At 40.2% G+C, this 13947-nt stretch carries 16 protein-coding genes; 13 read left to right on the top strand and 3 right to left on the bottom strand.

Translation table 11 applies throughout. From position 1 onward, the window contains the following. Positions 1 to 93 precede the first annotated feature (93 nt). Both N0M92_RS04945 and sodA read left to right on the top strand, forming a co-directional pair. The gene (locus N0M92_RS04945) at positions 94 to 579 is read left to right on the top strand and encodes a DUF456 domain-containing protein (protein WP_260284706.1); all 486 of its coding nucleotides are present in this window, start codon (positions 94 to 96) and stop codon (positions 577 to 579) included. 143 nt (positions 580 to 722) lie between these two features. Continuing rightward, on the top strand, positions 723 to 1331 hold the full coding sequence (sodA, locus tag N0M92_RS04940; protein WP_034308436.1) for a superoxide dismutase SodA: 609 nt from the start codon (positions 723 to 725) through the stop codon (positions 1329 to 1331). 65 nt (positions 1332 to 1396) lie between these two features. Here sodA and N0M92_RS04935 read toward each other — a convergent pair whose 3' ends face one another. Next, positions 1397 to 1666 carry a hypothetical protein gene (locus N0M92_RS04935; RefSeq protein ID WP_260284705.1) on the bottom strand — a complete coding sequence of 90 codons (270 nt, stop codon included), beginning with the start codon at positions 1664 to 1666 and terminating at the stop codon, positions 1397 to 1399. Positions 1667 to 2361: 695 nt separating this feature from the next. On the opposite strand from N0M92_RS04935, the gene N0M92_RS04930 reads away from it, so the two are divergent. From N0M92_RS04930 to phoU, 7 genes are all read left to right on the top strand, one after another. Continuing rightward, positions 2362 to 3582 (top strand): MFS transporter, encoded by a 1221-nt coding sequence (locus N0M92_RS04930; protein ID WP_260284704.1) that lies wholly within the window; start codon positions 2362 to 2364, stop codon positions 3580 to 3582. A 193-nt stretch (positions 3583 to 3775) separates the two neighbouring features. Beyond that, positions 3776 to 5950 (top strand): peptidoglycan D,D-transpeptidase FtsI family protein, encoded by a 2175-nt coding sequence (locus N0M92_RS04925; protein WP_260284703.1) that lies wholly within the window; start codon positions 3776 to 3778, stop codon positions 5948 to 5950. 208 nt (positions 5951 to 6158) lie between these two features. Continuing rightward, entirely contained in the window at positions 6159 to 7121 is a 963-nt protein-coding gene (locus N0M92_RS04920; protein ID WP_260284702.1) for a PstS family phosphate ABC transporter substrate-binding protein, read from the top strand. A gap of 138 nt (positions 7122 to 7259) precedes the next feature. Next, complete coding sequence (pstC, locus tag N0M92_RS04915) at positions 7260 to 8159, top strand: phosphate ABC transporter permease subunit PstC (protein ID WP_054400661.1); 900 nt, start codon at positions 7260 to 7262, stop codon at positions 8157 to 8159. A 3-nt stretch (positions 8160 to 8162) separates the two neighbouring features. Beyond that, the gene (pstA, locus tag N0M92_RS04910) at positions 8163 to 9041 is read left to right on the top strand and encodes a phosphate ABC transporter permease PstA (RefSeq protein ID WP_260284701.1); all 879 of its coding nucleotides are present in this window, start codon (positions 8163 to 8165) and stop codon (positions 9039 to 9041) included. An 87-nt stretch (positions 9042 to 9128) separates the two neighbouring features. Then, positions 9129 to 9884, top strand: coding sequence for a phosphate ABC transporter ATP-binding protein PstB (pstB, locus tag N0M92_RS04905; RefSeq protein ID WP_228467711.1), 756 nt, complete (start codon positions 9129 to 9131; stop codon positions 9882 to 9884). Positions 9885 to 9904: 20 nt separating this feature from the next. Further along, on the top strand, positions 9905 to 10558 hold the full coding sequence (gene phoU, locus N0M92_RS04900) for a phosphate signaling complex protein PhoU (protein WP_260284700.1): 654 nt from the start codon (positions 9905 to 9907) through the stop codon (positions 10556 to 10558). A 69-nt stretch (positions 10559 to 10627) separates the two neighbouring features. Here phoU and N0M92_RS04895 read toward each other — a convergent pair whose 3' ends face one another. Together N0M92_RS04895 and N0M92_RS04890 are read right to left on the bottom strand one after the other, a co-directional pair. After that, positions 10628 to 11080, bottom strand: coding sequence for a hypothetical protein (locus tag N0M92_RS04895; protein ID WP_260284699.1), 453 nt, complete (start codon positions 11078 to 11080; stop codon positions 10628 to 10630). Positions 11081 to 11082: 2 nt separating this feature from the next. After that, on the bottom strand, positions 11083 to 11463 hold the full coding sequence (locus N0M92_RS04890; protein ID WP_260284698.1) for a hypothetical protein: 381 nt from the start codon (positions 11461 to 11463) through the stop codon (positions 11083 to 11085). Between the two features lie 416 nt (positions 11464 to 11879). Between N0M92_RS04890 and N0M92_RS04885 the strand changes: the two genes are divergently transcribed. The 4 genes from N0M92_RS04885 to N0M92_RS04870 all read left to right on the top strand — a co-directional run bounded on the left by N0M92_RS04885 (position 11880) and on the right by N0M92_RS04870 (position 13772). Then, positions 11880 to 12488, top strand: coding sequence for a hypothetical protein (locus tag N0M92_RS04885; RefSeq protein WP_192205535.1), 609 nt, complete (start codon positions 11880 to 11882; stop codon positions 12486 to 12488). A gap of 118 nt (positions 12489 to 12606) precedes the next feature. Continuing rightward, positions 12607 to 12756 carry a 50S ribosomal protein L33 gene (rpmG, locus tag N0M92_RS04880; protein WP_028391797.1) on the top strand — a complete coding sequence of 50 codons (150 nt, stop codon included), beginning with the start codon at positions 12607 to 12609 and terminating at the stop codon, positions 12754 to 12756. 178 nt (positions 12757 to 12934) lie between these two features. Beyond that, complete coding sequence (locus tag N0M92_RS04875) at positions 12935 to 13507, top strand: 5-formyltetrahydrofolate cyclo-ligase (protein ID WP_260284697.1); 573 nt, start codon at positions 12935 to 12937, stop codon at positions 13505 to 13507. A gap of 76 nt (positions 13508 to 13583) precedes the next feature. Further along, the gene (locus N0M92_RS04870) at positions 13584 to 13772 is read left to right on the top strand and encodes a hypothetical protein (protein ID WP_230303033.1); all 189 of its coding nucleotides are present in this window, start codon (positions 13584 to 13586) and stop codon (positions 13770 to 13772) included. The last annotated feature ends 175 nt before the right edge of the window (positions 13773 to 13947 follow it).

Here is a 13947-nt window from a genome sequence, read left to right as displayed (position 1 = left end):
TATTCCGCTTCATTGGTTTCAATCATCAGGAATGAGGCAATTATGGAGAGATAAAGACAAATCATAAATGATTTGAGAAAGGGGCGTTTAGTAATGGATACACTATTTTGGATAATAATTACCCTCATGTTCATAATGGGATTTGTCGGTCTGATTTTTCCAATCATCCCAAGTGTTTTGTTCATTTTCGGCGGAATATTGTTATATGGACTATTTTATTCTTTTGAACCATTTGGCTGGTTTTTCTGGACGGTCCAAATTTTATTCGTCATCCTTTTATTCGCAGCTGAGTATATTGCGAATATGGTCGGGGTCAAAAAGTATGGCGGCACGAAAGCGGGGATTTGGGGCAGTACGATAGGGCTTCTGGTCGGGCCATTCGTGATTCCGTTCGTCGGAATACTAATAGGTCCTTTCATCGGGGCATTCCTGGCTGAGATAATTGTACATAAAAAAGACCCGGTCACTGCTTCAAAAATCGGCCTTGGTTCCGTTATAGGCTTTATAAGCAGCGTAATCACAAAAGGCATCATTCAACTTCTGATGATTGGATATTTTATATTCGTGGTATTCTCATAGGAAATATAATCGAAAAATGAAAATTTGAAGCATAAGGTTTGAAACGGTTACAAAAATTTGATACTCTATTTCTAGCGAGCTTTAGGTATCTTTCGAGAACTGAAGCCCTCAAAAAAACAGCTTACATAGGGAGGAATTTTATTATGGCTTTTGAACTTCCGCAATTACCGTATGCATATGATGCATTAGAACCGCACATCGACAAAGAAACAATGAACATTCACCACACTAAACATCACAACACATATGTGACAAACCTGAACAATGCGCTAGAAGGCAACCAAGAACTTCTAAGCAAAAGCGTTGAAGAAATCGTCGCTAACCTTGATGCAGTACCTGAAGCTGTTCGTACAGCTGTACGCAACAATGGTGGCGGACATGCTAACCACACTTTATTCTGGGAAATCCTTTCACCTAACGGCGGCGGACAACCAACTGGTGAATTAGCGGATGCTATCACTTCAAAATTCGGAAGCTTTGACAGCTTTAAAGAAGAGTTCGCTAAAGCGGCTACTACTCGTTTTGGATCTGGCTGGGCTTGGCTTGCAGTCAACAATGGCGAGTTAGAAGTAACTAGTACACCGAACCAAGACAATCCATTATCAGAAGGTAAAACACCGCTTCTTGGATTGGACGTTTGGGAACATGCTTACTACTTAAACTACCAAAACCGCCGTCCTGAATACATCAATTCTTTCTGGAATGTTGTAAACTGGGATGAAGTTGCAAAACGTTACAGTGCTGCAAAATAATTTGTAATTAAAAAAGACAGGATTCCTTATGTGAAAAGGAATCCTGTCTTTTTTTTTCGTTTCTTTTAACCGAAAGGGAACATTAAAGAAAAACAATATAAAGGCAACTCGTATTGCTGTTTCGCCAAAAGAAGTGCAAGAAATGCAGGAGTAAAAGCTGCAAATATAAAAGAAACGCACAAATTCACGAGTAAAATCTTCAAATTTACGAGTAAAATCTTCAAATTCACGAGTAAAATCTTCAAATTCACGAGTAAACACTCCAAACTCACGAGTAAAAGCCCGAAATTCACGAGTAAACACTCCAAACTCACGAGTAAAAGCCCCGAATTCACGAGTAAACACTCCATTTCCTGAGTGAAATCTCGAAATTCACGAGTAAAATCTTCAGATTCACGAGTAAACGCTCAAAACTCACGAGTAAAAGCCCCGAATTCACGAGTAAACACTCCAAACTCACGAGTAAAAGCCCCGAATTCACGAGTAACGTACAAAATCACGAGTAAACGCTCCAATTCCTGAATGAAATCTCGAGATTCACGAATAAAATCTTCAAACTCACGAGTAAACGCACAAATTCACGAGTAAACACTCCAATTTCATGAACATCCCCTTCGTCTTCGTCAATCGAAGAGTTTTCTTTACACTGTTCTTATTGTTCAAGTACAAAAGGAAAACAGTGTAAGGGCAACTGTTTCTCTGTCATCGCCCTCCTGGCTCGCCAATCGAAGAGTTTTCTTTACACTGTTTATATTTTTCAAGTTTGTGTATATTGTTCAAGTTCAAAAGGAAAACAGTGTAAGGGCAACTACTTCTCTGTCTTCGCCAATCGAAGAGTTTTCTTTACACTGTTTATATTTTTCAAGTTTGTTTATATTTTTCAAGTTCAAAAGGAAAACAGTGTAAGGGCAACTGCTTCTCTGTCTTCGCCCTCCTGTCTCGCCAATCGAAGAGTTTTCTTTACCTTTTTTCACATAAATTCTTTTGTTTTTTCAAACACTAGAGTGGAATTTAAAGGAGAGTTAAAACAATGGGTATTTTAGAGAGATGGTTGGGTGAAGCGGGAGGGAAGAAGGATCTGCACCTCCTTTTGTTAATTGGCGGGCTGTACAGCCTAAGTATTGCTTTATCCAATACATTCGTTAATGTGTACTTGTGGAAACAATCCGGTCAAATTGTTGATATTGCCGTGTATAATCTAACCGTGGTGCTATTTCAACCGCTGACTTTTGTCTTTGCTGGCAGGCTGGCGAAAAAGGTTGATCGAATCATTGTTTTGCGTCTGGGTGTTATCTTTTTGGCCCTATTTTATTTATCAGTCCTAATGGTCGGCACGCGGGCTACGGAATTCCTTTGGTTGCTTGGAGGACTGTTAGGAATCGGTTATGGGTTTTATTGGCTTGCCTATAATGTATTGACTTTTGAAATAACTGAACCGGAAACAAGAGATTTCTTCAATGGTTTTTTAGGGATTCTATCATCATTTGGGGGAATGGTCGGTCCGATTCTTTCAGGGTTCATCATTTCGAGGCTAGAAAAATTCACGGGTTATTCCATTGTATTCGGATTGTCTTTGCTTTTGTTTTCCGTTGCGGTGTTTCTTAGCTTTTCGTTAAAAAGACGTCCAGCGCATGGCAGATACTGTTTCCTTCGGATATTGCAGGAACGGAAAAATAATCGGGATTGGCTCTTGATTACTCGTGCTCACTTTTTTCAAGGGATACGAGAGGGCACATTCATGTTCATCATTTCGATTATCGTTTTCATTCAGACGGAAAGTGAACTTGCATTAGGGAGCTATGGACTGTTAAATTCGGCCATATCATTCGTTGCGTATTTTTTAGCTTCACGGTATATAAAACAGCCGATGCGAAAAAAAGCAATTCTTATTGGAGGAATCCTGTTGTATGCAGGGGTCTTATTGATTGCATTTGATATCACATTCGGGAAGCTTCTCGTTTATGGGGCAATTGTCGCTACCGCTTATCCAATTCTTTTGGTCCCTTATATATCATTGACTTATGACATTATAGGCCGCGCTTGGAAAGCGGCGGAAATGAGGATTGAATATATCGTTGTCAGGGAACTGTTCGTTCATATTGGAAGGATTGTATCCATATCAGGATTCATAATTTCCGTCATGTTATTCGACCTAAAGCAATTACTGCCGATTTATCTGTTAATCGTCGGTGCAGGGCATACCGTGATATATTGGTTTGTACGGAAAATCGATATCATTGACCAAGATTGAAAAGAGGCCTTAGCGGCCTCTTTTCAATATACATGACTTACGGTTTTAGGATTTATGAGCCGTAAGTCACTTTTTATGTAAAGTTCGTTAGTTGTTTAATATTTCTAGAACACTAAGGTAGAAAAAAATATAAATGTTCTATAGAATAGTATAGGACCTATTATGACTATGTAAAAAGGATGTGTGGCTTAGTGTGAATAAAAAGAAAAAGAAAAAGACGCATGTGCCTTTCAGATTGAATATTCTTTTCTTTTTAGTATTTGTTTTGTTTTCCGCTTTAATTTTACGCTTGGGTGTTGTACAGATTGTTTATGGTGATGATTACAAGCGTGAGATTGAAAGAACAGAGGAAGTGACCGTGAATAATTCGGTGCCCCGTGGGAAAATGTATGACCGGAATTTAAAATTGATGGTCGATAACCAACCACTGGATGCAATTACATATACACGAAAGCAAGGTACGAAACAAACGGAAATGGTGGAAACGGCCGAGAAACTCGCGAAGTTGATCGAAAAGGAAACAGACAAAGTGACTGAGCGCGATAAAAAGGATTTTTGGATTTTGAAAAATCCAAAGCTGGCCGAGAAAAAGATTACGGATAAAGAACGGAAAAAAGTGGAAGAGGGCGAGATGGAAGAAAGTGATTTGTATAAGCTTCAGCTTGATCGGATTACTGAAGAAGAAACAAAGCTTTCGGAAAATGATCTGGAAGTCCTTGCCATCTACAGGGAATTTGCAAGCGGATATGCCCTTACCCCGCAAATTGTGAAAAACAAGAAAGTAACAAAAGAAGAATTCGCCAGGGTGAGTGAAAACCTTGATTCTCTACCAGGGGTCGATGTATCTACAGATTGGGATCGTTTTTATACATATAATAAAACACTTAAATCTGTATTGGGTAAAGTTTCCTCATCTGAAGAAGGGTTGCCCAGTGAAAGCCTGAATTACTACCTTGCACGTGATTACAGCCGGAATGACCGTGTAGGTAAGAGTTATATTGAGGCGCAATATGAAGATATCCTCCAAGGGCAGAAAGCGAAAGTAAGGAATGTGACCGATAAATCAGGAAATGTCGTCGATTCCGAAGTGGTTACCGAAGGTTCGCGAGGAAAAGATCTTATATTGACAATAGATATGGATTTACAGCTTGCAACAGAGGAAATCATTGAAAAGCAATTGATTGCCAAGAAAAAAATGGGTAACACCAAATTCTTGGACAGGGCCTTTGTTGTCATGATGGATCCCGATACAGGGGAAGTATTGACGATGGCTGGCAAGAAATATGAGAAGGACCCAAAAACGGGGAAATCCTCGATTGAGGACTTCGCATTAGGAAATATCACGACTTCCTATACGATGGGTTCTGCGGTTAAAGGTGCTACCGTTTTAACCGGTTATCAGCAAGGTGCGATCCAGCCGGGTACGTACTTTTATGATACAAAGCTTAAGATCAAGGGAACAAAAGCCAAAGGTTCATATAGTAACTTCGGGAACATAAATGATTTGACAGCATTGAAGGTTTCTTCGAACGTTTATATGTTCAGAACGGCAATTAATATTGCAGGTGCGCATTATGTGCCGAATGAGCCATTGAATATTAGTTCCAGCGCCTTTTCGACCATGCGGAATTCCTTTGCCCAGTTTGGCCTGGGTGTCCGCACGGGAATTGATCTACCGAATGAAATGAGCGGGTTCAAAGGTTCCGAAACATCTCCAGGTAAGCTGCTTGACCTTGCTATCGGACAGTATGATACGTACACACCGATGCAGCTCGTGCAATATGTTTCAGCCATTGCGAATGGCGGTAACCGCATGAAGCCGCATATGGTCAAGGAAATCCGCGATCCAGTTGATAATAACGAGGAATTGGGACCTGTTGCAGAAGACGTTTCACCGACTGTCCTTAATCGTCTTGATATGAAGGAAGAGTGGATTGAACGTGTTCAGAGCGGTTTCGATAAAGTGGCGATGGAACAAGGCGGAACAGCTTATAAGTATTTTGGGAATAAATCGTATACAGTGGCAGCTAAAACCGGGACGGCGGAAGCATTCTATGACGGCCCGAACCGGTTGGATTATAGTGAGCCCCAAGAAACGATGAACATCACGCTTGTTGGCTATGCCCCAGCCAAAAATCCTGAGGTCGCTTTTGCGGTCGTTGTACCGTGGGCATACCAAGGACATACAGGCCACAGCATGAGTAAAGAGATAGGTGAAGAGATTATGGATACTTATTTCGAACTGAAAAAAGAACGGGCTAAAAAGGATAAGGAAAATACCGAACCCTCGACTGATTTGAAAGTGGAGAATGGTAAAGACGTTCAAAAGGATCAGGCTGAAGTTAGGAAAAGCCAGGAAAATGAATAAAAGGTTAAAACACGTTTTCGGGTAAAACCGAAAGCGTGTTTTTTTGTGTGTTTTGAGAACGAGATCAGTACAGTTTTTTCATCTTTACAAATAACACACAATTATTTACTGAATATTTACAAATGCTTTAAACGGAATTTACAGTCTGAAAGTATGATGTGAGAGTAGGACAAAATAATCATAAAAAAATTCTTAGGGGGATTTACAAATGAGACGTTTCAAAGGTATGGCAATGACTGTAATGATGGGTGGAGTAATTGCAGTAGCGGCAGGTTGTGGATCCGATGACACTAAGACAAGCAGCAGTGAAGGAAAAGGGTCTAGCCAACTGCAGGGAGAAGTTATTACGGATGGTTCTTCAACGGTCTTTCCAATCATGGAGGCAGTTGCCGAAGAATATATGGGTACACAGCCTGATGTGAAGGTTTCAGTTGGATCGTCAGGAACAGGTGGGGGATTCAAGAAATTCATCGCTGGTGATACGGACCTAGCCAATGCATCCCGTCCGGTCAAAGAAGAGGAAAGTGCCTTACTTGATGAAAAGGGAGTTAAATATACAGAATTGAAACTGGCATTTGACGGGATATCAATCGTCGCCAATAAAGATAATGAATTCATCGATTCACTAACAGTCGAAGAGCTTCAAAAGCTGTGGGTGGATAATGGAAAGGTGAAGAAATGGTCTGATATACGTCCTGAATGGCCGAAGGAAGAAATTAAATTCTACTCTCCGGGAACAGATTCAGGCACATATGATTATTTCAATGAAGTGATCCTTGATGAAAAACCGATGGTGGAAAATGCCACGCTTTCAGAAGATGATAATGTCCTTGTACAGGGTGTTGAAGGTGATAAAAATGCGATTGGATTCTTCGGTTATGCCTACTATGCAGAAAATAAGGATAAGTTAAAGATCATTTCCATCGACAATGGCAAAGGTGCTGTTGAGCCAACACATGAAACGATCAAAAGTGGGGAGTATGCACCATTATCACGTCCACTTTACACATATGTAGCTAATAAGTCTGTAGCTGAAAAAGAACAAGTCGCAGATTATACTCAATTCGTCATTGAAAATGCGGGAGAGCTTGCTGAAGAAGTGGGTTATATCAGCCTGCCGGAAGAAGAATACCAGAAAGATCTTGATAAATTAAAAGAACTGGAAAAATAAACGATATTACAGGCTACTGAAATCCCGCCTTGATTCGATTAAGGCGGGGGTAACAGCTTGTAAATCCAAATATTGCGTGTCTGAAATGGAGGATGCAAGTTGGAACTTAGAAAAACAGAAACCTATTCTGTACAGCAAATGATCCTGGAAAAGAAAAGTAAGAAAAAAATAAATATGGAAAAAGTAATACCTAAGCTTTTGTTCCTTACGGCGGCAATTTCCGTTTTTACTACAATCGGGATAATCTTGACGCTTATATTTGAAACATTTATCTTTTTTGACAGAGTATCGATCGTCGAATTTTTTACAGAAGCTAAATGGCTGCCATTTGCATCTACACCTTCCTATGGGATTATGCCCCTTATCGTTGGAACGTTGAAGATAACAGTCATAGCAGCGGTGGTTGCAGTTCCAGTAGGGCTTGCAACAGCCATTTTCTTGAGTGAATATGCATCAGAGAAAACACGGAGAATCATTAAGCCGATTTTAGAAGTTTTAGCTGGGATTCCTACTATCGTTTACGGTTTTTTTGCCTTAACTTTTGTAACACCGGTTTTGCGGGATTTATTTCCTTCCCTTGACATGTTCAATGCCTTGAGTCCCGGGATCGTTGTAGGTATCATGATCATGCCGATGATAGCCTCATTGTCGGAAGATGCCCTTGTATCGGTACCTAAGTCGATTCGCGAAGGTGCGTATGCTTTAGGAGCAACGAAACTTGAAACGACAATTAAAGTGGTATTACCAGCAGCCATTTCAGGAATTGTGGCATCCATCGTCCTTGCTTTATCAAGAGCGATCGGGGAAACCATGATTGTGAGCGTTGCCGGCGGCTCGACCCCGAATATGAGCATGGATGTCACTTCATCGATTCAAACGATGACCGCTTATATCGTTCAGGTCAGTTCGGGGGATGCAGGATACGGGACAACGATTTACTACAGCATATATGCGGTTGGAATGACACTGTTCGTCTTTACGCTTGTCATGAATTTACTGGCGCAGTTCATCTCTCGCAAGTTCAGGGAGGAATATTAAGACATGAAACTGATAAACAAAAGTCATGTTGCAAAAAAAATGCCTGCTAGGCTGGCTGTTAACACGATTTTTAAAGGATTATTCTTCTTGGCAACATTGGTTGGCCTCCTCGTATTGGCCATCTTATTTTATCGGATATTCACTCAAGGAATTGGCAGTCTGAATGGGGATTTCCTTCAGAATTTCGCTTCAAGGAAACCTGAAGAGGCTGGTATAAAAGCAGCACTGATCGGTTCAATATGGTTGATGGCAGTCGTCGCTCCAGTTTCCCTGCTGCTTGGTGTTGGAACGGCCATATATTTAGAGGAATATGCCAGGAAGAATTGGATCACCACTTTTATCAAAGTGAATATTTCCAATCTGGCAGGTGTCCCGTCAATAGTATTTGGACTGCTGGGCTTAACGGTTTTCGTTCGTGCTCTAGCCTTGGACCGGTCCATATTGGCAGCAGGCTTGACCATGAGCCTGCTCGTTCTCCCGGTCATCATAGTAGCTGCCCAAGAGGCCATACGTGCCGTACCTCGTGATTTAAGGGAAGCTTCATTTGGAATGGGTGCAACAAAGTGGCAAACCATCTTGAAAGTGGTCCTTCCGGCTGCGATACCTGGCATTTTAACTGGAGGAATACTGGCTTTGTCAAGGGCAATCGGTGAAACGGCGCCATTGGTGGTGGTTGGCATACCAATGTTCATCGCCTTTCTGCCACAATCGGTCATGGATACATTTACAGTGCTGCCAATGCAAATCTATAATTGGACATCTCGTCCGCAGGAAGAATTCCAGCAGGTTGCTGCCGCAGGAATCATCGTATTACTCTTCCTGTTAATAATCATGAATTCAATAGCGGTTATTATTCGAAATAAATTCCAGAAAAGATACTGATAGGAGGAAGGAAGCGTGAATATGACCTTAACGAGAGAAAAAGAGTCACCGGCAAACGGAATCGAAAATGCCGGATCAGCTGCTTTGATGGAAAAGGTGTATGAAACATCCAATCTCAATTTATGGTATGGAGAAAACCATGCTTTGAAAAATATTAATCTGGATATGCATCAAAATGAAGTGACTGCCATCATCGGGCCTTCAGGATGTGGGAAATCCACATACATCAAAACATTGAACCGTATGATAGAACTAGTCCCGGATGTGAAAACGACAGGACAGATTAAATATAGGAATAAAAATATCCTCGATCAGTCCTATAAGGTGGAAGATTTAAGGACACAGGTGGGGATGGTTTTCCAAAAGCCTAATCCCTTCCCTAAATCAATTTATGAAAATGTTGTATACGGACCAAAGATCCATGGAATTAAAAATAAAAAAATTCTTGATGAGATCGTTGAAAAGAGTTTAAAAGGGGCAGCCATTTGGGATGAGGTGAAAGACCGTCTTCATGAAAATGCATATGGACTTTCAGGTGGACAGCAACAGCGCCTTTGTATTGCCAGATGTTTGGCAATCGAACCGGATGTCATATTAATGGATGAACCGACTTCTGCCCTTGATCCGATATCCACTTTGAAAATAGAAGAATTGGTCCAAGAACTGAAAAAGGATTTCAGCATCATCATCGTTACCCATAACATGCAGCAGGCAGCACGTATCTCTGATAGAACAGCCTTCTTCTTAAATGGGGAAGTCATCGAATATTCTGATACAAACACGATCTTCTCTAATCCGAATGATAAAAGAACAGAAGATTACATTACCGGACGCTTCGGTTAAAGAGAAAGGGAGATGCGATAATGATCGTTCGTGAAAATTTCGAGCTTCAATTGAAAGAGCTACAGGAGAAAATCGTGAAATTGGCTAATTTAGCTTCAGGTGCCATATCAAAATCATATGCCGCACTAGAAACCAATAATGTAGATGATGCTCTTGAAGTTATCGATGATGATACGATAGCTGATTTACTGGAAGAGGAAATCAATGACTTTGCGATTTTACTGATTGCCAAGCAGCAGCCGGTTGCGATTGATTTAAGGCGTATCATTGCTGCGATAAAAATCGCCTCGGATATTGAAAGGATGGCGGACTTTGGTGTGAATATAGCTAAAGCATCCATCCGGATCGGTGACCAGCCATTCATTCTGCCTTTAACACCATTAAAGCAGATGCATGATATTACATTAAAGATGATTCAACTTTCAATAGAAGCATTTGAGAAGGAAGATGTTGTCCTTTCAAGGGAAATCATTGAAATGGATGATGAGGTTGATCGCTTTTATGGAGATATGATTCGAAGTCTCCTTCGTCTTTCAGATGAAAAAAACCTGCAGCAGGTTACACAGCTTTCCTTAATTGCTCGATATTTGGAAAGGACAGCGGACCATACAACGAATATCGCAGAGAATATTTACTTCCTGGTAAGAGGCAGATATATCAGCAGGAATGAATGATACCATCCCAATTAAAAAAAAGAGAGGCTTTTTCTCGGACATCGTCCATTTAAAAGTCTCTCTTATTCATTAATGGGTCAAAGTATTGGCCAATTGTCTATATGACATATTATTAGTAACAACAAACTCGCCGATTTGTATTTTTTTTGAGAAATCCCGGTCATTCATGTAAGCTTCGAATTCAGCAGCATCATCGATGATTTTTTCTTTGTATAGGCTATCGGCAATTTCGGTTGTGGTCATATTCGTTTTCACTTTAATTGTATAGGTGACGATGGAAGGATCTTTTTTCGAAGCCTCTTTCTCCATTGAATCCTTATCCGAATCCTTTGGTTGGACGTTCTCTTTAGCTTCCTGCATAGGGAGTGTAACGACGAATCCTTTCTTCACGAGCAATTCCTTAGCTTCCTCAGCAGTAGGGGGAGTGCCCGCGGATAATCCGGTGCCATAATAAAAGCCAGCAAAGATTGTTGTGGTAAAAATGATACCGGCGGAAAGACCTTGCAGTCTTGCTTTGTTCATTTTCATTCACCCCGCACTCTTTGCTGCTCGATCACTGATATGGTTTGTTCCTTCGTCAACGAGGATTGTCTAGCGATCTGGTCCAAAGAAAGACCTTGACTATATAAAGATAGAACCTGGCTTTTTAGAATTTCATGAATGGGTTCGATATCGTTGGGATTGACAGGTGATTTATCCTTTACAGGGGGAACAATGTCGTCCTGGATAACGAATTCCTCTTCAAGAATCTTCACCTTCATCTTTAATTGATAGATATCCTGCATATACGTTAGTGTCATCTGTTCTAAATCTTCTTCTAATTTGGCAACTTTATCTTTACCGAAAAAGGAAATGATGAGAAGGACGATCGCTAATGAAAAAAGAAGGATGATAAGTATTTCCATGTTTTCACCTCAGATGATAAATTTCGACAATATACTTATATTTTACACATATTTTTAAAAAAATGGAGATTTTCCTATTCTAAGTGGGCCTTATACTTCATTTATTGTCTGTTTTTTAAATAATATTGTCGAAAAGCCTTATGACCGTCGTTGAAGAAAAAAAAATAGGTATTAAAATGGGAAAAAAACCTTTGAGAGATAACATACATAAAATTCGACAAAAAGTGTTTATTGTCCATAAGCCAATTCAGTGCTAACATAAAGATAGAATAAATCGAAAAAACAAAATATTATGAATAGTTAAAAATCGGTCGACCTATAAGAAAATGGTGTGCAGATTCTATAGTGGATTGTTTCACTGTCAGCGCCTAACGATAAGTTATATAAGGATAAATAAAGGGGAAGGGATGATTATTATGAATTCGCTATTCGCGTATATGCCGCAGGATAACCAGGATATATTTCGCAAGGGACTAAAGGTTGGACTATGGATGGATGAGAGTTTTGATTGGTATCCTGAGGAAGATATGATGAGTCATCCTAATGGAGAGATCCGGACACTTTCACAAACATATACCCAGGGGAAGGTGACCTTTTCGAAGTTCACGATTAGGAATACCTCATTCGAGACTAAGCGCCCTAAAGTGTTTTTTCACTATGAAAACGCTTTCGAAAGGCAGGCAGTAGCCTTTTACAGTCCGAATGAACGGGCGATTTTACATGTAGCCCCTCAATCGATTGCCTTATTGGGTGGATTGGTGAAAGGAAAAAGCATCTCTCAATATTGCATCCAAGGTAAGGGAAGCCTTTATCAGGAGGGATGCTTCAAATCATTGAAAGAAGGGCTCCTGGCTTATTCACCGCTCGCCAAAGGGGAAGTGACCAGCGTGTTTACGTTAGAGACGGAAATCTTACCGAAAGAATGTGTGGAAGCCGTGGCTTGGGTCATTCATGCTGAAACGAAAGAAGAAGCGAAAGTTATAAATAATCAGCTCCTCCTGACGATGCAAAACGTGAACAATTAAGAATTCAAAAAAGTAAATGTTGGATTTCCCAAAAAACATACTAGCAATTCGCATTGAATAATGCTATTATAGAAAAGTCCTATGTGAAAATGCCAATATGTTTGGAGGGAAATACACAATGCGCGTGAATATTACATTAGCTTGCACTGAATGTGGAGACCGTAACTATATTTCTAAAAAAAATAAACGTAACAATCCAGACCGTCTTGAGCTTAAAAAATACTGCTCAAGAGAAAAACGTAGCACGACTCACCGTGAAACAAAGTAAGCAACAGGATTTTTCCTGTTGTTTTTTTTATTCATTTTTTTAATTCCTTCTATCTCACTTTCCTTTAGTGAATATTTTCAGAAAGCACTAATGATTCGGCAATTTCCGACACGGTATTTTCGAAAATGAACAAATATTATGAGATAATGATAGAAGTAGACTAAAGGAGTCGGAAGAGATGAGAGAAAACAAGAATAAGCTCCGTCAAGAAGTCAGGTCCCGTTTAATGGTGCTGACTAAAGAAGAACATGAGGAACTATCGAACAGAATCGCCGAAAACCTATTTTCACTGGAGGAATGGAAAAAAGCTGAAACAATTGGCATCACCATCTCCATCCCGCCTGAAGTTCCAACGGTACGGATCATCGAACAAGCATGGAATGAAGGAAAAGAAGTGGCTGTACCAAAATGTGATCCTGAAAAAAAGACAATGGAATTCAAAAAAATCTCGTCCTTCAATCAGCTGGAGTCTGTTTATTACGGATTGCTAGAACCTGTGGCTGATACAGCCAAGGCTCGCAAAGAGGATTTGGATGCATTGATCGTACCCGGTCTTGCTTTTACCAAGGAAGGGTATCGCCTAGGCTTTGGAGGGGGCTATTATGACCGTTTCCTATCCTATTACCGGGGAAATACATTGGCCCTTACATACGAGCTTCAATTAATGGATGAACTCCCGATAGAGGTACATGATATAGCGGTCGGCAAACTCATTACCCCATCCAGGGTTATACGCACGTATGCCCATTAAGAAGAAGTTTATTAATTATCACTTTTAGCTCATAAAAATCCTGTCCTGTATCAAACTATTGATAGGAGGGATTGTTATGCTTCGATTAATTATTCAAATCTTCTTGGTAGGTTTAGTTGTTTATGCAGGTTACCAAAACCGGTACCGCCTGATAAATGTTGTGCTGTCCAACGGCATACTGAGAAGATTTCTAGTGACTAAATCCTTGGATATGCCAATGTTCAGGGATAAAATGATGCAAAGCATGTTCACTCAGACTAAATGAGGATGCCGGCATCTTAAAAAGGAACCTGATCAAGGGTTCCTTTTTTATTTATAAGGATAGGGGGGAGTGGAATTTAACAGTCTCCTTTTTTACTTTTTACATGTTTTCGTCTATAGTTTTAATTAAAGAAACAGGAATTTTAAAAGCTTAAGTTTCATTGGAAAGTGGGGAAGGC

This window comes from Peribacillus aracenensis, from assembly GCF_025175645.1.
Lineage (GTDB): Bacteria > Bacillota > Bacilli > Bacillales > DSM-1321 > Peribacillus > Peribacillus aracenensis.
This window is presented reverse-complemented; position numbering and strand designations above follow the sequence as displayed.

What these genes read in the sequence shown, in the direction of transcription:
- N0M92_RS04945 (WP_260284706.1), top strand. Translation starts at nt 94, where the DNA reads ATGGATACACTATTTTGGATAATAATTACCCTCATGTTCATAATGGGA.
- N0M92_RS04895 (WP_260284699.1), bottom strand. Translation starts at nt 11,080, where the DNA reads ATGAACAAAGCAAGACTGCAAGGTCTTTCCGCCGGTATCATTTTTACC.
- pstB (WP_228467711.1), top strand. Translation starts at nt 9,129, where the DNA reads ATGGAAAAGGTGTATGAAACATCCAATCTCAATTTATGGTATGGAGAA.
- rpmG (WP_028391797.1), top strand. Translation starts at nt 12,607, where the DNA reads ATGCGCGTGAATATTACATTAGCTTGCACTGAATGTGGAGACCGTAAC.
- N0M92_RS04885 (WP_192205535.1), top strand. Translation starts at nt 11,880, where the DNA reads ATGAATTCGCTATTCGCGTATATGCCGCAGGATAACCAGGATATATTT.
- phoU (WP_260284700.1), top strand. Translation starts at nt 9,905, where the DNA reads ATGATCGTTCGTGAAAATTTCGAGCTTCAATTGAAAGAGCTACAGGAG.
- N0M92_RS04920 (WP_260284702.1), top strand. Translation starts at nt 6,159, where the DNA reads ATGAGACGTTTCAAAGGTATGGCAATGACTGTAATGATGGGTGGAGTA.
- N0M92_RS04875 (WP_260284697.1), top strand. Translation starts at nt 12,935, where the DNA reads ATGAGAGAAAACAAGAATAAGCTCCGTCAAGAAGTCAGGTCCCGTTTA.
- sodA (WP_034308436.1), top strand. Translation starts at nt 723, where the DNA reads ATGGCTTTTGAACTTCCGCAATTACCGTATGCATATGATGCATTAGAA.
- N0M92_RS04930 (WP_260284704.1), top strand. Translation starts at nt 2,362, where the DNA reads ATGGGTATTTTAGAGAGATGGTTGGGTGAAGCGGGAGGGAAGAAGGAT.
- pstA (WP_260284701.1), top strand. Translation starts at nt 8,163, where the DNA reads ATGAAACTGATAAACAAAAGTCATGTTGCAAAAAAAATGCCTGCTAGG.
- N0M92_RS04870 (WP_230303033.1), top strand. Translation starts at nt 13,584, where the DNA reads ATGCTTCGATTAATTATTCAAATCTTCTTGGTAGGTTTAGTTGTTTAT.
- pstC (WP_054400661.1), top strand. Translation starts at nt 7,260, where the DNA reads ATGATCCTGGAAAAGAAAAGTAAGAAAAAAATAAATATGGAAAAAGTA.
- N0M92_RS04890 (WP_260284698.1), bottom strand. Translation starts at nt 11,463, where the DNA reads ATGGAAATACTTATCATCCTTCTTTTTTCATTAGCGATCGTCCTTCTC.